Source organism: Streptomyces sp. HNM0574 (assembly GCF_012726235.1).
Taxonomy (GTDB): domain Bacteria; phylum Actinomycetota; class Actinomycetes; order Streptomycetales; family Streptomycetaceae; genus Streptomyces.
The window spans coordinates 152227-169292 of the sequence record NZ_JAASAH010000010.1 but is presented as its reverse complement, the minus strand read 5'-3'; the positions used below and the strand labels follow the sequence as shown (position 1 = coordinate 169292).

Annotated in this window: 15 protein-coding genes and 2 tRNA genes; 13 read left to right on the top strand and 4 right to left on the bottom strand. The window is 74.3% G+C overall.

Going from position 1 to position 17066, the window contains the following annotated elements; translation table 11 throughout:
- Nucleotides 1-170: 170 nt before the first annotated feature.
- From HCC30_RS18565 to HCC30_RS18525, 9 genes are all read left to right on the top strand, one after another.
- Entirely contained in the window at nt 171-1148 is a 978-nt protein-coding gene (locus HCC30_RS18565; protein ID WP_169443710.1) for a DUF3068 domain-containing protein, read from the top strand.
- Nucleotides 1149-1412: 264 nt separating this feature from the next.
- The gene (locus HCC30_RS18560; protein WP_169443709.1) at nt 1413-2663 is read left to right on the top strand and encodes a glycosyltransferase family 4 protein; all 1251 of its coding nucleotides are present in this window, start codon (nt 1413-1415) and stop codon (nt 2661-2663) included.
- 5 nt (nt 2664-2668) lie between these two features.
- Complete coding sequence (locus tag HCC30_RS18555; RefSeq protein ID WP_169443708.1) at nt 2669-3397, top strand: class I SAM-dependent methyltransferase; 729 nt, start codon at nt 2669-2671, stop codon at nt 3395-3397.
- Nucleotides 3394-7710: an alpha-(1->3)-arabinofuranosyltransferase family protein gene (locus HCC30_RS18550; protein WP_169443707.1), complete on the top strand. Its 4317-nt coding sequence runs from the start codon at nt 3394-3396 to the stop codon at nt 7708-7710. The genes HCC30_RS18555 and HCC30_RS18550 overlap by 4 nt, the downstream gene beginning before the upstream one ends.
- Nucleotides 7707-9077 (top strand): condensation protein, encoded by a 1371-nt coding sequence (locus HCC30_RS18545; RefSeq protein WP_169443706.1) that lies wholly within the window; start codon nt 7707-7709, stop codon nt 9075-9077. Before HCC30_RS18550 ends, HCC30_RS18545 begins: the two co-directional genes overlap by 4 nt.
- Complete coding sequence (locus tag HCC30_RS18540; protein WP_169443705.1) at nt 9074-9934, top strand: class I SAM-dependent methyltransferase; 861 nt, start codon at nt 9074-9076, stop codon at nt 9932-9934. Before HCC30_RS18545 ends, HCC30_RS18540 begins: the two co-directional genes overlap by 4 nt.
- Complete coding sequence (locus HCC30_RS18535; RefSeq protein ID WP_169443704.1) at nt 9934-10962, top strand: DMT family transporter; 1029 nt, start codon at nt 9934-9936, stop codon at nt 10960-10962. The genes HCC30_RS18540 and HCC30_RS18535 overlap by 1 nt, the downstream gene beginning before the upstream one ends.
- Nucleotides 10946-11179 (top strand): Trm112 family protein, encoded by a 234-nt coding sequence (locus HCC30_RS18530; RefSeq protein ID WP_169443703.1) that lies wholly within the window; start codon nt 10946-10948, stop codon nt 11177-11179. Before HCC30_RS18535 ends, HCC30_RS18530 begins: the two co-directional genes overlap by 17 nt.
- A complete protein-coding gene (locus HCC30_RS18525; RefSeq protein WP_169443702.1) occupies nt 11176-11985 on the top strand; it encodes an FkbM family methyltransferase in 810 nt (269 codons plus the stop codon). Before HCC30_RS18530 ends, HCC30_RS18525 begins: the two co-directional genes overlap by 4 nt.
- 25 nt (nt 11986-12010) lie before the next feature.
- On the opposite strand, the gene HCC30_RS18520 is transcribed toward HCC30_RS18525, so the two are convergent.
- Complete coding sequence (locus tag HCC30_RS18520) at nt 12011-13078, bottom strand: Ku protein (protein ID WP_169443701.1); 1068 nt, start codon at nt 13076-13078, stop codon at nt 12011-12013.
- Nucleotides 13079-13108: 30 nt separating this feature from the next.
- Here HCC30_RS18520 and ligD point away from each other — a divergent pair, with 30 nt between their 5' ends.
- On the top strand, nt 13109-13996 hold the full coding sequence (gene ligD, locus HCC30_RS18515; RefSeq protein ID WP_169443700.1) for a non-homologous end-joining DNA ligase: 888 nt from the start codon (nt 13109-13111) through the stop codon (nt 13994-13996).
- 93 nt (nt 13997-14089) lie between these two features.
- Here ligD and HCC30_RS18510 read toward each other — a convergent pair whose 3' ends face one another.
- The gene (locus HCC30_RS18510) at nt 14090-14389 is read right to left on the bottom strand and encodes a YtxH domain-containing protein (protein WP_169443699.1); all 300 of its coding nucleotides are present in this window, start codon (nt 14387-14389) and stop codon (nt 14090-14092) included.
- A 159-nt stretch (nt 14390-14548) separates the two neighbouring features.
- On the opposite strand from HCC30_RS18510, the gene HCC30_RS18505 reads away from it, so the two are divergent.
- Together HCC30_RS18505 and HCC30_RS18500 are read left to right on the top strand one after the other, a co-directional pair.
- A tRNA-Asn gene (locus HCC30_RS18505) sits at nt 14549-14621 on the top strand.
- Between the two features lie 254 nt (nt 14622-14875).
- Nucleotides 14876-14952, top strand: a tRNA-Ile gene (locus HCC30_RS18500).
- A 150-nt stretch (nt 14953-15102) separates the two neighbouring features.
- Here HCC30_RS18500 and HCC30_RS18495 read toward each other — a convergent pair.
- Both HCC30_RS18495 and HCC30_RS18490 read right to left on the bottom strand, forming a co-directional pair.
- Nucleotides 15103-15951, bottom strand: coding sequence for an NAD(P)H-binding protein (locus HCC30_RS18495; RefSeq protein ID WP_169443698.1), 849 nt, complete (start codon nt 15949-15951; stop codon nt 15103-15105).
- Nucleotides 15948-16367: a nuclear transport factor 2 family protein gene (locus HCC30_RS18490; RefSeq protein WP_169443697.1), complete on the bottom strand. Its 420-nt coding sequence runs from the start codon at nt 16365-16367 to the stop codon at nt 15948-15950. Before HCC30_RS18490 ends, HCC30_RS18495 begins: the two co-directional genes overlap by 4 nt.
- An 86-nt stretch (nt 16368-16453) precedes the next feature.
- Between HCC30_RS18490 and HCC30_RS18485 the strand changes: the two genes are divergently transcribed.
- A complete protein-coding gene (locus HCC30_RS18485) occupies nt 16454-17038 on the top strand; it encodes a TetR/AcrR family transcriptional regulator (RefSeq protein ID WP_169443696.1) in 585 nt (194 codons plus the stop codon).
- The last annotated feature ends 28 nt before the right edge of the window (nt 17039-17066 follow it).

Genomic DNA, 17066 nt, shown 5'->3' with positions numbered 1-17066 from the left:
ACCGCCGGACGCGCTGTCCCCCACGCCGACGTCCCACCCGCGTACGCGCCGCACCGCCGCTCAGCGCACCACCGCTCCGCGTTCCCCCGCGTACCGCCCCTCGCACCGCTCCGCCTCCGGCGTGAACCCAGCGCGACGAAGCACCACTTCACCCCACGGAGTGCCCTGCCATGCGCCGTACCGTCCCGTCCTCCCCGCCCCGGCCGTCCCCCACCGGGCTCGTCCTGCTCGGCCTGGGCGTCTTCCTCCTCGTGCTGGCCCCGCTGCTGGCCTGGTACGTGGAACCGCGCGCCAAGCGCACGCCCGTCGACATCGACTCGACCTCCGTCCTGACCGGTTCGGGCAGCTATTTCGACCAGAACGCGCTGCGCACCCGGCACGGCCAGAAGCTGACGGTCACCCGCCGGGTGCTCGGTGACGTCGCCGCCAGTGAGCGGAGCGGGAAGGCCGTCTGGAACGTCTCGCAGACGATCGACAATCCACGCACCGTGAAGCTCGACGACCCGCGCAAGTCGTTCCAGTGGACGACGGAGCGCTGGGTGACGGACCGGGCCACCAATCTGCCGGTGCGGTGCTGCGGGCTGAAGCCGGACAACATCGGCGGCGAGGCGTACCTGAAGTTCCCCTTCGATGTGGAGGAGCGCGGATACACCTGGTGGGACGGCACCTTGGGGGCCACGGTGCCCCTCCGGTACGCGGGCCGCGCACGGGTCGACGGGTACGAGGGGCTGCGGTTCACCGGCCGCGTACCGCCCACCCGCGCGGGCAGCAGGCAGGTCCCCGGCGTGCTGGTGGACCGGCCGGACAGCGGCCAGGTGCACGCCGAGGAGTGGTACGCCAACACGCGGCTGGAATTCGTCGTCGACCAGCGCACCGGACGCATCCTGCACACCGTCACCGCGCCCCGCGTCACCCTGCGCGCCCCGGGGAGCGAGAAGGACGCGGTGACGCTGCTGCGCAGCAGGAAGCTGGAGTTCACCCCGGCCACCCGGAGCGAGGCCGTCGAGCTCGCGGCCGACGACAGCGGCCGGCTGGAGATGCTGCGGGTGACCGCGCCGCGCGGCGCCTCCCTCGCGGGCGGCGTCGCCGCGCTGGCCGGCGCCCTGCTGACGGTGCGCGGGCGCAGGGTCCGGGTGCGGGACGCGTGACCCGGGCAGGTGCGTCCGGCCCGCCGTCCCCGCGGGCGGCCGCACCCTGCGCCGACCGCGCACGAAGTGCGGCCCGAACGCCCGGACGGAGCGCGGAAATTGTCATCCCCGTGAGTAGCCGCGACCGAACCGGGCCCCAACACTGAGCACACACTGAGCACTCCGAAGCGCACAGCCCCGCACCGTCCCCGCACCCCCCACGCACACCGCTCACACTCTCCACCCGGTCCCCCCGTACCGCACCCCTGACGAGTTGGAGCACGTATGCCCCAGCACGTACCTCCCTCCCTGGTCCCCCCACGCGGCACGCACTCCCCCGCCGGCACGGCCGCCGCCCCCACGGGCGACCGCGCCACCAGCACGAGCCCCGACGGTCCCCCTCCCGCCGACGGCTCCCCCCGCCGCATCGTCTTCCTCGCCCGGCGCGACCTGGGCAACCCGGCCGCGGGCGGCTCCGAGCTGCTCGTCGACCGGATCGCCGACGGGCTCACCGCGCTCGGCCACGAGGTCACCCTGCTGTGCGGCGGACCCGCCGCACACCGCGACTACCGCGTCGTCTCCGCCGGCGGCGACGCGGGTCACTTCCTGCGCGCCCGCGGCGCCTTCACCCGCCGGGTCGGCTCCTGCGACCTGCTGGTCGAGGTCTGCAACGGCATGCCGTACCTGGCGCCGCTGTGGCACCACGGGCCCACCCTGTGCTTCGTCAACCACGTCCACACCGAGCTGTGGGGCATGCGCTATCCGGCGCCCGCCGCGCGGCTGGGGCGCCGGCTGGAGCACTGGGCGCTGGCCGGGAGCCACCGGCGCAACCTCAAGGTCGCCGTGTCCGGTTCGACCGCGGGCGCGTTGCGCGGACTCGGCGTGCCGGACGAGGAGATCCGCATCGTCCACAACGGCGTGGAGGAGCCGGAGCCGCCGGTTCCGGCGGCGCCCGAGCCGATGTTCCTCGCCATGGGACGGCTGGTCGAGTACAAGCGGATCGACCTGCTGCTCCGGCTCTGGGAACGGGTACGGCCCGTCACGGGCGGACGTCTGGTCATCGTCGGCGACGGGCCCGAGCGCGAGCGGCTGGCCGCGACGGCCGGCCCCGGCGTCGTCTTCACCGGGCACGTCAGCGAGGCCGAGAAGCACCGGCTGCTGTGCCAGTCCTGGCTGCTGCTGCACCCGTCGCTGGTGGAGGGCTGGGGGCTGGTGGTCACCGAGGCCGCCGTCCGGGGCACGCCCGCCGTCGGCTTCGACATCCCCGGACTGCGCGACTCCGTCGAGGACGGGGTGACGGGCCTGCTGGCCCGCGGGGAGAGCGCGTTCGCGGCCCACTGGTGCACCCTCGCGCTGTCCACCGAGCGCCGCACCGCCATGGGACGTGCCGCGCTGCGCCGCGCCGAACGCTTCCGCTGGGCGCACACGGTGACGAGCTTCCGCGCCGTCGCGGCCGAGGCGTACGCCCGTTTCCACGCCTCCGCGCCGCCCCCGGCCCGCCTGCCCGTGGCCGCCGCGCCCCGCGAGAGACGGTGACGGCCGTGCGCGATCCCTCGGTCCGCAGGTCCGTGACCCTCTTCCGCGCCTTCCTCCGCGAGCAGCAGGACCCCGAGCACGTCTACGGGCTCCTCGCCCGCGACGCGGTCGCCCAAGTGGCGCGGTACGCCCCGGTGTCGGGCGCCACCGTCGCCGATGTCGGCGGCGGCAGCGGGCACTTCACCCGGGAGTTCCGGCGCCGGGGTGCCCGGTGCTTCCTCTTCGAGCCCGACCCGCGCGAGCTGCACGCGCACGGCCCCGGCCCGGACGGAGCGGTGATCGCCGACGGCTATCTGCTCCCCCTCGCGGACGGCGCGGCCGACGTGTGCTTCAGCTCCAACGTGCTGGAGCACGTCGCCGACCCGCCCACCTTCCTGTCCGAAATGGTGCGCGTCACCCGCCCCGGCGGGCTGATCTACGTGGCGTTCACCAACTGGTACTCCCCCTGGGGCGGCCACGAGACCGCGCCCTGGCACTACTTGGGGCACGAACGTGCCCGCGCGCGCTACCGGCGCCGGCACGGGCGCGAGGCCAAGCACACCGTCGGCGAGAACCTGTTCGCCGTCCATGTCGGTGCCACGCTGCGGCACGTAAGGGCCCGCGACGACGTCGAGATCGTCTCGGCGCGGTCGCGCTACTGGCCGTTCCTGGCCGGGGCCGTCACCCGCGTCCCCGGGCTGCGCGAGTTCGCCACCTGGAACCTCCTCCTCATCCTCCGGCGGTGTCCCCGATGACCACGTCGTACGTCCCCCCGCACGCCCGCGGCCCCGCGCCGCCCGCCCGGGGCGCGCCCCCGGACGCCGGCCGGCCCGGCACCGCACCGGCTCCGGCGGAGCCCGGCGGGCGGCGGCACCGGGGCTGGCTGCTCGGTGTGTGGGCCGCGCTGTTCGCCGCCTTCCTGGCCAAGTCGCCCGGCCGGATGACGTTCGAGACGAAGCTCGGCGTCGCCACCGATCCCTGGCGCTTCCTCGGCGACCTCGGCGGCCTCTGGCACGACACGGCCGGCTTCGGCGGCATCACCGACCAGTACGCCGGCTACCTGTTCCCGATGCTGCCGTACTACGGCCTGACCGACCTCGCGCGGATTCCGACCTGGCTGGCCGAACGGCTGTGGCTGTCACTGGTGGTGGCCGCCGCGTTCTGGGGCGCGCTGCGGCTGGCCGAACGGCTCGGCACGGGCTCGCCGCGTACCCGCCTGCTCGCGGCGCTCTGTTACGCGCTGTGGCCCACTTTCACCGTCGTCGTCGGCTCGACCTCGGCGGCCGCGCTGCCGGGTGCCGCGCTGCCGTGGGTGCTGCTGCCGCTGCTGTCGACGACGCTGACCGCGAGGGTGGCGGCGGCCCGTTCGGCGCTGCTGATCCCGTTCATGGGCGGGGTCAACGCCGCCTCCACCCTCGCCTCCCTGCTGCCCGTCGGCCTCTACCTGCTCACCCGCACCGGGCGCAGGCGCCGCTCGCTGCTGGCCTGGTGGCTGCCCGGGGTGGTGCTCGCGACGCTGTGGTGGACGGTGCCGCTGCTGCTGCTCGGCAGGTACGGCGAGGACTTCATGCCGTACGTCGAGTCGGCGCGCACCACCACCGGCACCATGTCCGCGACGGAGATGCTGCGCGGCGCCGGGAACTGGACCGCCTACCTCAACTTCGGCGAACCCTGGCTGCCCGCCGGCTGGGCCGTCGCCACCGGCCTGCTCACGGTGCTCGCGGGCGCGTTCGCCGCGGCGCTCGGCCTGGCCGGGCTCGCCCGCCGCGACCTGCCCGAGCGGCGCTGGCTGGTGCTCACGGTGACCGTCGTCAGCGGGATCATGCTCGCCGGGTACGCGGGCGCGCTGGGCGGGCCGTTCGCGGAGACGGTGCAGTCGTGGCTGGACGGGGCGCTGCGCCCGTTCCGGAACATCTACAAGTTCCAGCCCGGCCTGGCCCTGGCCCTCGCCCTCGGACTCGCCCACCTCCTCGCGGTGGCCTTCCGGACCCGGCTCCCGGAACCCGACGGCGCCCCAACTCCCCCGGACGGCGGGACGGTTGTGCTGCCGCGCGCCGCCCGGCACGCCGCGCCGCCGCAGCGCACGGCGGCACCCCGCGCCACGTTCCGCCGGCTGCTGCCGGGGCTCGCCGCGCTGCTCCTGCTGCCGGGACTGGCCCTGCCGTACGCGACGGGGGACATCCTCCAGCCCGGCGCGTTCAAGGAACTCCCCGCGCACTGGCGGCAGACGGCCGACTGGCTGGAGAAGCACTCCCCGGACAGCCGCGCCTACGTCACCCCCGCCACCGCGCACGGCATCCACACCTGGGGCTCGCCCATCGACCAGCCGCTCGACGTGCTCGCCTCGTCCCCGTGGGCCCAGCGCGACTACGTACCGTTCGGGACACCGGGCAACCGGCGCGCGATGGACGCGGTGGAGCAGGCGCTCACCACGGGTGGTGAAGTGCCGGGCCTGCGCGCCTTCTTGAACCGCGCCGGACTGCACGACGTCGTGGTCCGCAACGACCTCGACCCCGACCAGATCGGTTACGTCCCGCCGCAGACGGTGAAGCGCACGCTGGAGGCGTCCGGGTACCGGAAGGTGAAGAGCTTCGGCCCCCTGCTGACGGGCGGCCGGATTCCGGGCGGAACGCCCCTCCAGGTGGCCGGTTTCTACCCGCGCCAGCGCGCGGTGGAGATCTACGAACCGGTCGGCACGGAACGTCCCTCCCAGGCCGCGCTGAAGCCCGTCGCGGACACCGCGCAGGTGAGCGGCGGGCCCGAAGCGCTGCTCCAACTGGCCGACGACCCGCGACTGAAGGACCGTCCCACGGTGCTCACCGGCGACGGTCACCCCGGGCTGGCGGAACCGTCCCTCCAGGTCACGGCCGACGGGATGCGGCGGGCCGACACCCGGTTCGGGCTGGTCAACACCAACACCTCGTACACCTACACCGCACGCGAGCGGAACCACCCGGACAGCGCGCAGAACCCGGGCGAGGAGCCGAAGCAGATCCTCCCGACGGAGGGGACGGAGCACCAGACGGTGTCCGTGGTGCGAGGCGCCTCCTCCGTCACCGCCTCCAGCAGCGGCAACTGGCTGTTCCACCTCCCCCAGTTCGACCCGGTGGGCGCCTTCGACGGTGACCCGGAGACGGCGTGGGCGGAGGGCAGCACGGGCGAGCCGGAGGGCCAGTGGCTGCGCGTCGGCTTCGACGAGCCGGTCCGCGTCCCGTCCTCCCTGGAGGTCACCCCGCTGCCGGCCGAGGCCACCCGCGCGGCGCCCACCCGGGTCCGGGTGGAGACCGACGAGGGGAGCCGGACCAGCACCCTGCGGACCGACGGCTCCCGCCAGCGGATCGCCGCGCCCCGGGGCAGCGCCGAGTGGCTGCGCCTGACCATCGTGGACGCGCAGAAGCCGCGCCCCGGCCTCTCGGGCGCCGGCTTCGCCGAAGTCCGGGTGCCCGGCGTCCAGTTGACGCGGCTGCTGCGGCTGCCGTCCGACGCGGCGGGCGGGCAGGCGGACGGCGGCATCGTCTCCCTGCACCGGGGCAGCGACCCCGGCGCGCTGTCCCCCGCCGCCGCGGAACGCGGGCTGCACCGCCAGTTCCGCACGGACACCGCGGCCCGCCACACCCTGACGGCCCGCGCGCTGCCGCAGCAGGGCGCCGAACTGGACCGCCTGCTGGACCGGGTGGCTCCCGGATCGCGGAACCGGATCACCGCCTCGGCGGACTCCACCAGCCGCACCGGCACGCAGCTCAGCGCCCGCAACCTCGTGGACGGCGATCTGTCGACCGCGTGGATCGCCGGGGACAAGCCGACCATCCGGCTCAGCTGGCCGGGCAAGAAGGAGATCGACGAAATGGTCCTCGCGGGCGCGGGCGGCATCTCGGCCCGCCCCGAGGAGATCCGGATCAGCTCCCCCGACGGCGCCGCGACCGCGGGCGTCGACAAGAACGGCCAGGCCCGGTTCGAACCGATCCGGACCGACCGGCTCACCGTCACGGTCACCAAGACCCGCCCGCTGACCGTGCACAACCCGCTGGCCGGGAAGGCGCTCCAACTGCCCGTCGGCCTCAACGAGGTGTACCTGCCCGCGCTGAAGGACCTCCGCGTCCCGCCGCCCGACCCGGACCGCCGCTTCACCGTCCCCTGCGGGCAGGGCCCGGCCGTCTCCGTCGACGGCACCCTGCACACCACCCGCGCCGAGGGAACCGTCCGGGACCTCACCGAACGCCGCCCCGTCGACGTCGAACTGTGCGCCGGGAAGGCGGAGGACGGCCGGCTGACGCTGGAGGCCGGGCGGCACACCGTCGAGTCCGCGGGCCCGGGCGCGCTCGCCGTCACCGACATCACCCTCAGCGGCGGCGAGGCGGCCAAGAAGGCCGGTTCCGCCGCGAGTTCGAGCCCGCGCGGGCTGTCCGTGACCGACTGGTCGGGGGACAGCCGCGCGGTGCGGGTCGGCGAGGGGTCCGCTTCGTACCTCCAGATCCACCAGAACGTCAACGAGGGCTGGAAGGCCACGCTGGACGGCGAACAGCTCACCCCGCTCCGGCTGGACGGCTGGCAGCAGGGCTTCCTGGTACCGGCCGGAGCCGCCGGTGACGTACGCCTGGAGTATGAGCCGGCCCGCTGGTACGACGCCGGGTTCCTCGCGGCGGGCGCCGGACTCCTCGCCCTGCTGGGCCTGGCGTTCCTCCGCCGCCGGGGCGGCACCCCGCTCGGCGACGACGGCCCGCCGCCCGCGCCGGGCGCCGTCCTCGGCACGCTGGCCGTCACCCTCGTCGTCGCCCTGGCGGCGGGCCCGTACGCGGTGCTGGTGCCCGTGCTCGCGGTGGCGGCCAGGTTCCGGCCCCGACTGCTCGTCCCCGTGGCCCTGTCGGCGATGGCGGGCGCGGGCGTCGCGGCGGCGGTGGGCGTCCCCTCGGCCGTCGCGGAGGGGCAGGGCGCCTTCGGCCACCCGGCACAGGCCCTCGCCCTGCTCGCCCTGTCGGCCGCCCTGGTCACCTTCCCGCGCCGCGGCACCACCCGCGGCTCGCCGCCCGAGGACACCGGCCGACCGGAGAACGGGGGACGTACCGCATGACCGTGCTCCAGCCCGCGCACAGCGAACTCCCGGACGAGGCCGTGCCGCGGCGCATCCCGTTCCCCACGGTGGACGAGATCACGCGGCACTGCCTCGCCCCCGACGAGCCGGAAACCGTACACATCGAGATCCACCTGCCGGCCCGTCCCGACCCGGCCCGGCTGCGGCAGGCGCTCGGCGAGGCGCTGCGCCGCCATCCCCGCATCCTGGTCCGCCAGTTGCCCACCCGCTGGTGGCACCGGCGGTACCTCTGGCACGGCACCGGCGCCCCCGACGCCGTCCCCCTCTCCTGGCCGGAGGGCACGCTGGAGGACGCGCGCCGCAGGGCCCTCGCGCTCTGCCCGCCGCTCGACACCTCACCGCCCGTCCGCGTGGAGGTCGTCCCGCACGGCACCGGCTGGGTGCTGTTCACCACCATCAACCACACCGCGCTGGACGGCCCTTCCTGCCTGCGCGTCCTCGCCACGGCGGCCGAACTGTACGGCGGCGCCGACAACTCCCCGGCGCCCGCACCGGTACGCGCCACGGGGGCGGCCGGACCACCGCCCGCCGGCACACCGCTCCGGCGGCGGCCGGCCCGCGTCGCCCCCGACACCCGGCACCCGGGACGGGCCGGGAACGGGATGCTCATCGCCGACCTGCCCCTACCGGCCCGGCCGCCCAGAACGGCGGGCGCACCGGGCCCGTACACCGTCAACGACCAGCTGCTGGTGGCCACTTGGCTGATGTGCGCGCGCTGGAACCGGAGCCACGGGCGTGCCCCGCGCCCGGTCCGGGTCACCATGCCCGTCGACGACCGTCCCCGTACCGCCGACATGCCCATCGGGAACGGGACGCGGCTCGTGGAGGTCACCTTCGGCCCCGCGGAACGGGAGCTCCACGAGGCGCTGACCGCGCACGAGCGGCCCGACCCGGAGGCCGTCGGCACGCTGCTGCGGGCGACGGCGGAACGCACCAGGGCGCTGAAGTCCGCCGACCGTCCCCAACTCGGCTTCAGCGGCGCCCTGCTGACCGCGCCCGTGCTGCCCGTCGGCGTGCGCGCCGCCTACGTGCGCGGCCTGCGCGCCGCCGCCGGGCCCTGGGCCTCGACCACGCTGCTGTCCAACATCGGCCGGGTGCCCTACCCGCTGGACTTCGGCGACGCGGGCCGCGCCCGTGCCGTCTGGTTCTCCGCCCCCGCCCGCTCACCACGCGGACTGTCGGTCACCACCGTCTCCACGGCGGGCCGGCTGCACCTCGCCCTGCGCTGGTCCCGCTCCCGGCTGGACGACGAGGCGGGAGCGCGGCTCGGTTCGCTCTTCGCCGCGTCCCTCGCCGCCACCTCGTACGAGCAGCCGACCGCCGAGGAGCAGGAGGAGCACCCATGACGGCGCGCCCCACCAGCCGGAACACCCCTCCGCGCGCGGGCGGCCCGGAACCGCACGACAGCCTCCGCCGCCTGTACGAGGACCCCGCCACCCCGGTGGCCTCGGGCCCCGACCGGGCCCGCCGCCAGGCGGCCCTGCTCGCCTCCGCGCTGCACCGCGACCCGGCACCGTCCGCCTCCCCGCACCAGAGCCCCGGCCACCACCCGCCCGCGCCCCGCACCGTCCTCGACATCGGCTGCGGGGACGGCACGGCGGCGGCGGTCATGGCGGAGACCCTGGGCCCGCGGCACCGGCTCGTCGGCATCGACTGGTCCCAGGACGCGCTGCGCCGCGCCCGCGGCCACCTCACCGCGGTACGGGGCGAACTCACCGCGCCCGGGCTGCCGTTCGCCGACGGCTCCGCCGACGCCGTCGTCCTCAGCGAGGTCATCGAGCACCTGGTGGACCCGGACGCGGCGCTGGACGAGCTGCGCCGCGTGCTCCGCCCCGGCGGCCACCTCCTGCTGTCCACCCCCAACCTGGCCGCCTGGTACAACCGCGCCCTGCTGCTCTGCGGCACCCAGCCGGTCTTCTCCGAGGTGTCGCTGCGCGGCATCCACGGGCGTCCGGGCTCCCAGGTGGTGGGCCACCTGCGGCTCTACACGGCGGCCGCGCTCCGCTCCCTGCTGCCCGCCACCGGCTTCACCGACGTACGGCTCGCGGGCGCCCCGTACCACGACGTGCCGCGCCCGTTCCGGCCGCTGGACCGGCTCGCCTGCCGCGTGCCTTCCCTGTCCTCCATCCTGCTCGTCCACGCCCGCAAACCGTCCGGCCGGACCGCGGGGACGTCCGGAGCCGTCGGAGCGGGGAACCGCTGATGCTGTGGGGTGTGACGGCGGCGCTGCTCGCCAACCTCCTCTTCAGCGCCGGCTTCGTCATCGAGAAGCGGGCGCTGTCCGCGCTCCCCGCGCTCTCGGCAGCGCGCCCCACCCGCGTCGTGCTCCATCTCGTCCGCAGCCCCCTCTGGCTGGCCGGCGCCACCGCGCTGCTCCTGGGCTTCGCCGCGCAGCTGGCCGTCTACCGCACGCTGCCGCTGGTCGCCGCGCAGGGCCTGTTCGTGACCGGGCTGGTGATGCTGCTCCTGCTGTCGTCCCGGTTCCTCGGCGAACGCCCCGGCGGACGGGAACGCCTGGCGATGGCCGCCATCCTGGCCTCCCTGGTGATGATCGTCCTCTCGCTGCGCGGCACCCCCGAGCGGATCAGCCAAATCGCCCCGCTGACCGGCCTGTTGAGCGTCTGCGTCCCCTCACTCGGCTTCGCGGTCGGCCTCCATCTGGCCGCCGATCGCCGCTCCCGGCGCCGCCACCGCCGCCCCACCGCGGGCGTCCCCTACGGCGTCGCCATCGGCTGTCTGTACGGGGTGAGTTCGCTCGCCATCAAGGGCGTCGCGGGCCTGCTCGACCCGTCCGACGTCCCCGGCACCCTCACCGCCGTGCTGTCCTCCCCGTACCCCTACCTCCTGCTGTTCACGGGACCGGCCGGGCTCGTCCTCTCCCAGACGGCGCTGCAACGCTGCCGCGCCTCGCTCATCGTGCCCGTGTGCACCACCGTGAACTTCCTCTACGCCGTCACCAGCGGCACCCTCGTCTTCGCCGAACCGCTCCCCGGCGAACCCCTGCGCCTCGCCCTGCGCCTGGGCGGCGCCCTCCTCGCCGTCACCGTCCTCCTCGCCCTGCCCCGGCACGACACCGCACCCCGCGAGACGCCGGACCAGCGGCCCCGCGCCCCGCTCCCGCCCGCCGGACGGCCGCTGTCCGCCACGGTGCGCCCGCCACCAGTGGATGAGCCACCGAACCACCGCCCCTCCCCCACCCCGAAAGGCACCCCCCATGCCCCTCTCCGCTGACGATCCCCTGCTCGCCATCCTGGCCTGCCCCCTGGACAAGGGCCCGCTCGTCCTCCTCCAGCCCGAACAGGCCCTCTACAACCCGAGGTTGCGCCGCCGCTACCCCGTCGTCGAAGGCATCCCCCAGCTGCTCCCCTCCTCTGGCGAACAGGTGGACGACGAGGAGCACGCCCAGCTCCTCAAACGCGTCGACGCACCGGAGGGCCACCCGTCATGACCCTCGCCGCACGCCTCGCCCCCCATCTGCCGCCCCGCCTGCTCACCACGGCGACGGACCTCCTCTACCCGCGCTTCGAACCGGAGCTGCGCCACCTCGCCGACTTCTGCCCACCGGGCGGCACGGCCGTCGACGTCGGCGGCTGGTACGGACCGTGGACGCGCCGGCTCGCGCACCGCGCCACCCGCGTCGTCACCGTCGAGCCCGTGCCCCATCTGGCACAGCGCCTCCGGGACACCACCCCGGCCAACGTCGAGGTGCTCCAGGCCGCCGCCACCGACCGCACGGGCACCGCCACCCTCTGGCTCCCCCGGGACGGACGCGGCGACCGCGGCGTCTCCTCCCTCGTCCGCCGCCGCGAGATCCACGCCACCCCGCTCGACGTCCCGTGCCTCGCCCTGGACGAACTCGCCCTCAGCGACGTCACGATGCTCAAGATCGACGTGGACGGCAGCGAACTGGCCGTCCTCCAGGGCGCGGAGCAGACCATCCGCAGATCACGTCCCGCGCTCTTCATCGAACTCGAACTGCGCATCCAGCCGATGACCCCGGTCCTCGACCTGCTGTCCACCCTCGACTACGGAGGCTGGGTCCGCCCCGCCCAACAGTGGCTCCCGCTCGACAGGTTCGACCTGGCCCACCACCAGAAGTGCACCGCGCACGTCGCCGAACACGGCCTGCTCCGCCGCTCCCTGGCCCCCCACCGCCGCTACGTGAACTCGGTGCTCTTCCTCCCCCGCCACCGCGTCCCCGCCGAGGCCGGCACCCGGACCCACCACGGGAGGCACTCCCCGCAGGCCCCCTGAACCGCCCGGCAGTACGGCCCCGCACTCAGGCGGACCTGCGGGGACGTGCGCTCTTCTTGGCGGTGCTCTTCTTCGCCGCCCCGGACGACTTCGCCGCGGCCTTCTTCGCCGCCTTCTTCGCCGCCTTCGCCCCGCCGGACTTCGCCCCGCCCGTCTCCGCCGCCTTCGCCCCGCTCTTCTTCGCCGCGGCACCCTTCTTCCCGCCGGACGCGCTCTTCTTCGCCGCCGTCTTCTTCGCCGTGCCCCCGGAAGCGGGCCGCTTCGCCGCACGCCGCTCGGAGAGCTCGTGCACCGTCGCCTCCCCGCCCTCCCCGCGGGACTCCTTCGCGGCCTGCACGCTGTTCTCCAGCACCGACATCAGATCGACGACCCGGCCGCTCCTCCCCGCCTCGGCGGCCGGCTCCTCGGGCAGCTCCGCCCCCTCGGCCTTCGCCCGGACCAGCTGCTCCACGGCGGCGCGGTACTCGTCGTGCAGCTCGTCCCAGTCCAGCTCGCCCAGGGTCTCCATCAGGGTGTCCGCCAGATCGAGTTCGGCGTCCCGGACGGTGACGCTCTCGGCGGGAGCGAGCCCGCCCGCCGACCGGATCTCGTCGGGCCACAGCATGGTGTGCAGCGCGAGCACGTCCCCGTAGACCCGCAGCATTCCGAGACTCTCCCGCCCCCGCATCGCCAGCTTGGCGACGGCCACCTTCCCCGAGCGCTCCAGCGCCCGCCGCAGCAGCGCGTACGGCTTGTCCGCCGCCTGCCCGTCGCCCTCCAGGAAGTACGAGCGGTCGAGCTGGATGGGGTCGATGTCCCCGGCCGGCACGAACCCGAGGATCTCGACCGTCTTCGCCGTGGGCAGCGGCAACGAGGCCAGGTCGTCGTCCGTCAGCTGCACCGTGGTCCCGTCCCCGGTCTGGAACCCCTTGCCGATCTCCTCCTTCGGCACCTCCTTCTCCTCCAGCTCGCACACCTTGCGGTAGCGGATCCGCCCGCCGTCCGTGGTGTGCACCTGGTGAAAGGAGACGCTGTGGCTCTCCGTGGCGGAGACGACCTTGATCGGGATGGAGACCAGACCGAAGGAAATGGACCCTTTCCAGATAGAACGCATCCTTTGTCCCTTCTGTGGGACTCTCAGGGTATGCCGTACGCGGAGATCGAGGGCCGCCGTCTGGCCCTGAGCAATCTCGACAAGGTGCTCTATCCGGCCACCGGCTTCACCAAGGGCGAAGCCCTGCACTACTACGCCTCGGTCGCCGGCGCGGTCCTGCCGCACCTCTTCGGACGCCCGCTCTCCTTCCTCCGCTACCCGGACGGCGTCGACGCCCCCTCCTTCTTCGCGAAACACGTCCCGCCCGGCACCCCCTCCTGGGTGACGGTCCGCGAGACCACCCGCATCAGCAGCACCCCCATGAACCAGGTCCTCATCCAGGACCTGGCCACCCTCGTCTGGGCCGCGAACCTCGCCGCACTGGAACTCCACACCCCGCAGTGGCAGATCGACCACGAGGCCATGGCCGACCGCCTCGTCCTCGACCTCGACCCGGGCCCCGGCGCCGGAATCCTCGAATGCCGGACCGTGGCCCACTGGCTCCGCGAACGCCTGGAAGGGGACGACCTGACCGTCCTCGCCAAGACCTCCGGCTCCAAGGGCCTGCACCTGCTCGCCCCCGTGGAGCTCACCGACTCCTCGGCCGTCTCCGCCTACGCGAAGCGGATCGCCCAGGAGGCCGAGGCCGCGATGCCGGACCTCGCACTCAGCAGGATGACGAGAGCCCTCCGCCCCGGAAAGGTCTTCGTCGACCACTCCCAGAACGCGGCCGCCAAGACCACGGCCGCCCCCTACACCCTCCGCGCCCAGCAGCAGCCCACCGTCTCCACCCCGGTCACCTGGGACGAGCTGGACGCCGCCGGAACCCCCGACGACCTGGTCTTCCTCGCCACCGACCTGCCCGCACGCCTGGAACGGCACGGCGACCTCCTCGGCCCCCTCCTCAACGCCTCCCGCGCCCGCCCCCTCCCCACCTGACCCGCGCCTCCCCGCACAAAAAACGGGCCCTCCCACCCGGGCACCGCGGTCAACGCGGCACCGGACGGAAGGGCCCGCCGGGGAATCGGCGCGCTACGTGTTGCTCCTGCCCCAGTCGTCGTCCAGCGGCGTCCGCTGGTCGCGCAGGGCCCGCACCTTGTCGCCGACGGAGTCGGGCAGCCGGCTGCCGAGCTTGTCGGTGACGACACCGGCCGCCTTGGAGGCCGCTTCCCGGCCACTCTGCGCGGCGACTTCGGTCGCGTTCCGCACCGCGGGATTCTCGGCCATTCGCCTGCCCGCCTCCCGCAGACGCTCGTAACGCTCGCGACCGGCGCGCGTACCGAGCACGTATCCGACGGCCAGTCCAGCGGCGAACGTGAGCCGGTAACGCATGGCAACACCCTTCTCTCGGTTCCCTGGTGGGGGCGGTCCGAGGACCGTACCCGGGGCCCCGCGGTCACCGATTTCGGCGTAGGCCCTGGCATGCGCTAATGTATTGCTCACAGCGAGGGAACGCCCCCGACACCAAGTGGGCGTGTCCGAGCGGAACAATCCCGTGTAGCTCAATCGGCAGAGCAGCCGGCTGTTAACCGGCAGGTTACTGGTTCGAGTCCAGTCGCGGGAGCAAACGAAGAAGGGCCCCTCCGGGGGTCCTTCTTCTTGTTGGTCCACCTGGTCCCGTCGGCGTCCGCCACCCGTGCATGTGATCCCGATCACGCCGATTCGGTGCCCGGGCAAGGATGTTGGGGATCTCGGGAACCAACCGCCCCAAGATCGGAGTCCTCCCCTGCGTACGGCTCCCCCCGGCAGGGGCGGGAGATCGTATGAGCAGCTATGCTGCGGCAGAAGCGACGCGCACAGATGTACGCGCGCCGTCCCGGGGCGGTAGCTCAGCCGGTTAGAGCAACGGACTCATAATCCGTCGGCCGTGGGTTCGAGTCCCACCCGCCCCACCACTGCCGGAGCGTGCAGAAACGTTCTGAGCTGGGTGAATTACCGCGAAGGCCCTCACGGGAGCGTGAGGGCCTTCGTTGTGTCCGCGAAAGGCAAGGGGGCTCGCGCCTTGGCACCCCGAACGGGTCATGGGCGGGGTGCGTGACGGTGGGTCATGTCCGGGTGGTGGGCCGCTGTTCTCTCTTCAGGGCGGTGCGGTACGTGTTCGGGGGCCGGCCGGTGATGCGGTGGACCGTGTCGGTGAGGCGGTTCTCGGCGCCGTGGGCGATGGCGTGGTCCATGTCGGCCAGCATGGTGGCGAACTCGGGCGGGAGCGCTGCCGTGAGGTGGTCGCGGAGCTGGGTGCGGGTGAGGTGACGGTGGGCCACGGGGTGGCCGGTGACGTCCGTGGTGATGGCGGCGATGTCGTCGTGGCTGAGGGCCTGGGGGCCGGTGAGGAGCAGGTCGGTGTTGGGGGCCCGTTCATCGGTCAGGGCGTGTGCGGCGACGGCTGCGATGTCCTCGGCGTCGACGAAGCCGATCCGGCCGGTTCCGGTGGCGGTGCGGATGACGCCTTCCTCGCGGATGCTCACGGCGTGCGGGTGGGTGCCGGTGAAGTTCTGCATGAACCAGGAGGGGCGCAGCACCGCCCACTGGGGGAAGAGGCCGGGCAGCGCCTCGTGCACCTTTCCCACCGCCGGGCCGCCGGACGGGATGGCGGAGGAGCTCAGCAGGACCGCGCGGCGCACTCCGGCGGCCCTGGCCCGGTCGAGGAAGGGCAGCATGACCGCCGCCGGGTCGGGATCGCCGACGGGCGGGACGAGGTAGACACGGTCGGCGCCGTCGAGGGCGGCGGCGTGGGTGGCGGGATCGGTCCAGTCGAAGCGGACGGGCTCGGCGCCGGGGACGTGCGTGGTGCGGCGGGTGGCGGCGCGTACGCGGTGGCCGGCGGCGGTGAGCCGTGCGGTGGTGCGGCTGCCGGTGGTGCCGGTGGCGCCGATGACCAGGACGGGGGACGTCATCGCGCGCTCCCGGTGAACTCGGCGCCGGGAGTGAGGGGGCTCCAGTAGTCGCGGTAGGTGGTGATGCGGCCGTGCCGGAAGGTGACGACGGCGATGTACCGGGTCTCGAAGGGGGCGCCGGATTCCACCAGTTGCCCCACGCCGCGCATCTCGGCGACGACGGTTCCCGGGTCGGTGGTCTCGTGGATGCGTACGTCGCGGAAGTCGTGCAGGTCGATGTGGTCGGGGTAGGGGCGCATGTAGGCGGCGACGGCATCCCTGCCCTCCAGGCGGCGGGGGCGCCCCTCGGGGGCGAAGGGGAACTCCATCACGCCGTGGTCGTCCCACAGGGCGACCCAGCCGGGGATGTCCTTGGCGAGCAGCAGGCGCAGGCTGTGGCGGAAGAGCTGCGCGGGGGTAGAAGCCGGTTCGGACACGGTGATCCTCCGTCTCGTAGAATGCGGACCGTCGGTCCGCTTTGAACGTAGCGGACCGGCGGTCCGTTTCGCAAAGGGAGGGCAGCGTGCCCGAACGCACGTCCCGTAAGGACGCCGTACGCAACCGGGAGGCCGTACTCGCGGCCGCCGACGCCCTGTTCGCCCGGAGCGGGCGGCCCGAGGACGTCACGATGGCGGAGGTCGCGGCGGCGGCCGGGGTCGGGAAGGGCACGCTGTTCCGGGCCTTCGGGGATCGCGCGGGGCTGCTCCGCGCGCTGTACGCGGCGCGGCTCGACCCCGTCCGGGAGGCCGTCGAGAGCGGGCCGCCGCCGCTGGGGCCCGACGCCCCGCCGCGGGAGCGGGTGGCCGCGCTGCTCGACGCCCTCCTGTGCTTCAAGCTCGACAACCGCCGCCTCGCGCAGGCGCTGGAGGGGGGCGGGGGCGGGAGTCCGTACCGGGCCGAGCACTACGAGCGGTGGCACGGGCTGCTGCGGGGTGTGCTGGAGCGGGTGGACGGGCCGGACGGGAGTGACTTCACGGCGCACGCCCTGCTCGCCGCCGTCCGGGCCGACCTCGTCGGGCACCTGGCCGATCACGAGGAGGTGCCGCGCGAGGAGCTGCGGGCGCGGCTGGCCGGGTTCGTCGCGCGGGTGCTGCCGCCCGGGCCGTGAACGGGCGGGCGGGCGGCGGCCGTTGGGG

Bases quoted from the DNA above. Each gene is read 5' to 3' on its own strand.
- HCC30_RS18540 (WP_169443705.1), top strand. From the start codon at position 9,074: ATGACGGCGCGCCCCACCAGCCGGAACACCCCTCCGCGCGCGGGCGGC.
- ligD (WP_169443700.1), top strand. From the start codon at position 13,109: ATGCCGTACGCGGAGATCGAGGGCCGCCGTCTGGCCCTGAGCAATCTC.
- HCC30_RS18535 (WP_169443704.1), top strand. From the start codon at position 9,934: ATGCTGTGGGGTGTGACGGCGGCGCTGCTCGCCAACCTCCTCTTCAGC.
- HCC30_RS18495 (WP_169443698.1), bottom strand. From the start codon at position 15,951: ATGACGTCCCCCGTCCTGGTCATCGGCGCCACCGGCACCACCGGCAGC.
- HCC30_RS18545 (WP_169443706.1), top strand. From the start codon at position 7,707: ATGACCGTGCTCCAGCCCGCGCACAGCGAACTCCCGGACGAGGCCGTG.
- HCC30_RS18530 (WP_169443703.1), top strand. From the start codon at position 10,946: ATGCCCCTCTCCGCTGACGATCCCCTGCTCGCCATCCTGGCCTGCCCC.
- HCC30_RS18550 (WP_169443707.1), top strand. From the start codon at position 3,394: ATGACCACGTCGTACGTCCCCCCGCACGCCCGCGGCCCCGCGCCGCCC.
- HCC30_RS18560 (WP_169443709.1), top strand. From the start codon at position 1,413: ATGCCCCAGCACGTACCTCCCTCCCTGGTCCCCCCACGCGGCACGCAC.
- HCC30_RS18510 (WP_169443699.1), bottom strand. From the start codon at position 14,389: ATGCGTTACCGGCTCACGTTCGCCGCTGGACTGGCCGTCGGATACGTG.
- HCC30_RS18525 (WP_169443702.1), top strand. From the start codon at position 11,176: ATGACCCTCGCCGCACGCCTCGCCCCCCATCTGCCGCCCCGCCTGCTC.
- HCC30_RS18565 (WP_169443710.1), top strand. From the start codon at position 171: ATGCGCCGTACCGTCCCGTCCTCCCCGCCCCGGCCGTCCCCCACCGGG.
- HCC30_RS18520 (WP_169443701.1), bottom strand. From the start codon at position 13,078: ATGCGTTCTATCTGGAAAGGGTCCATTTCCTTCGGTCTGGTCTCCATC.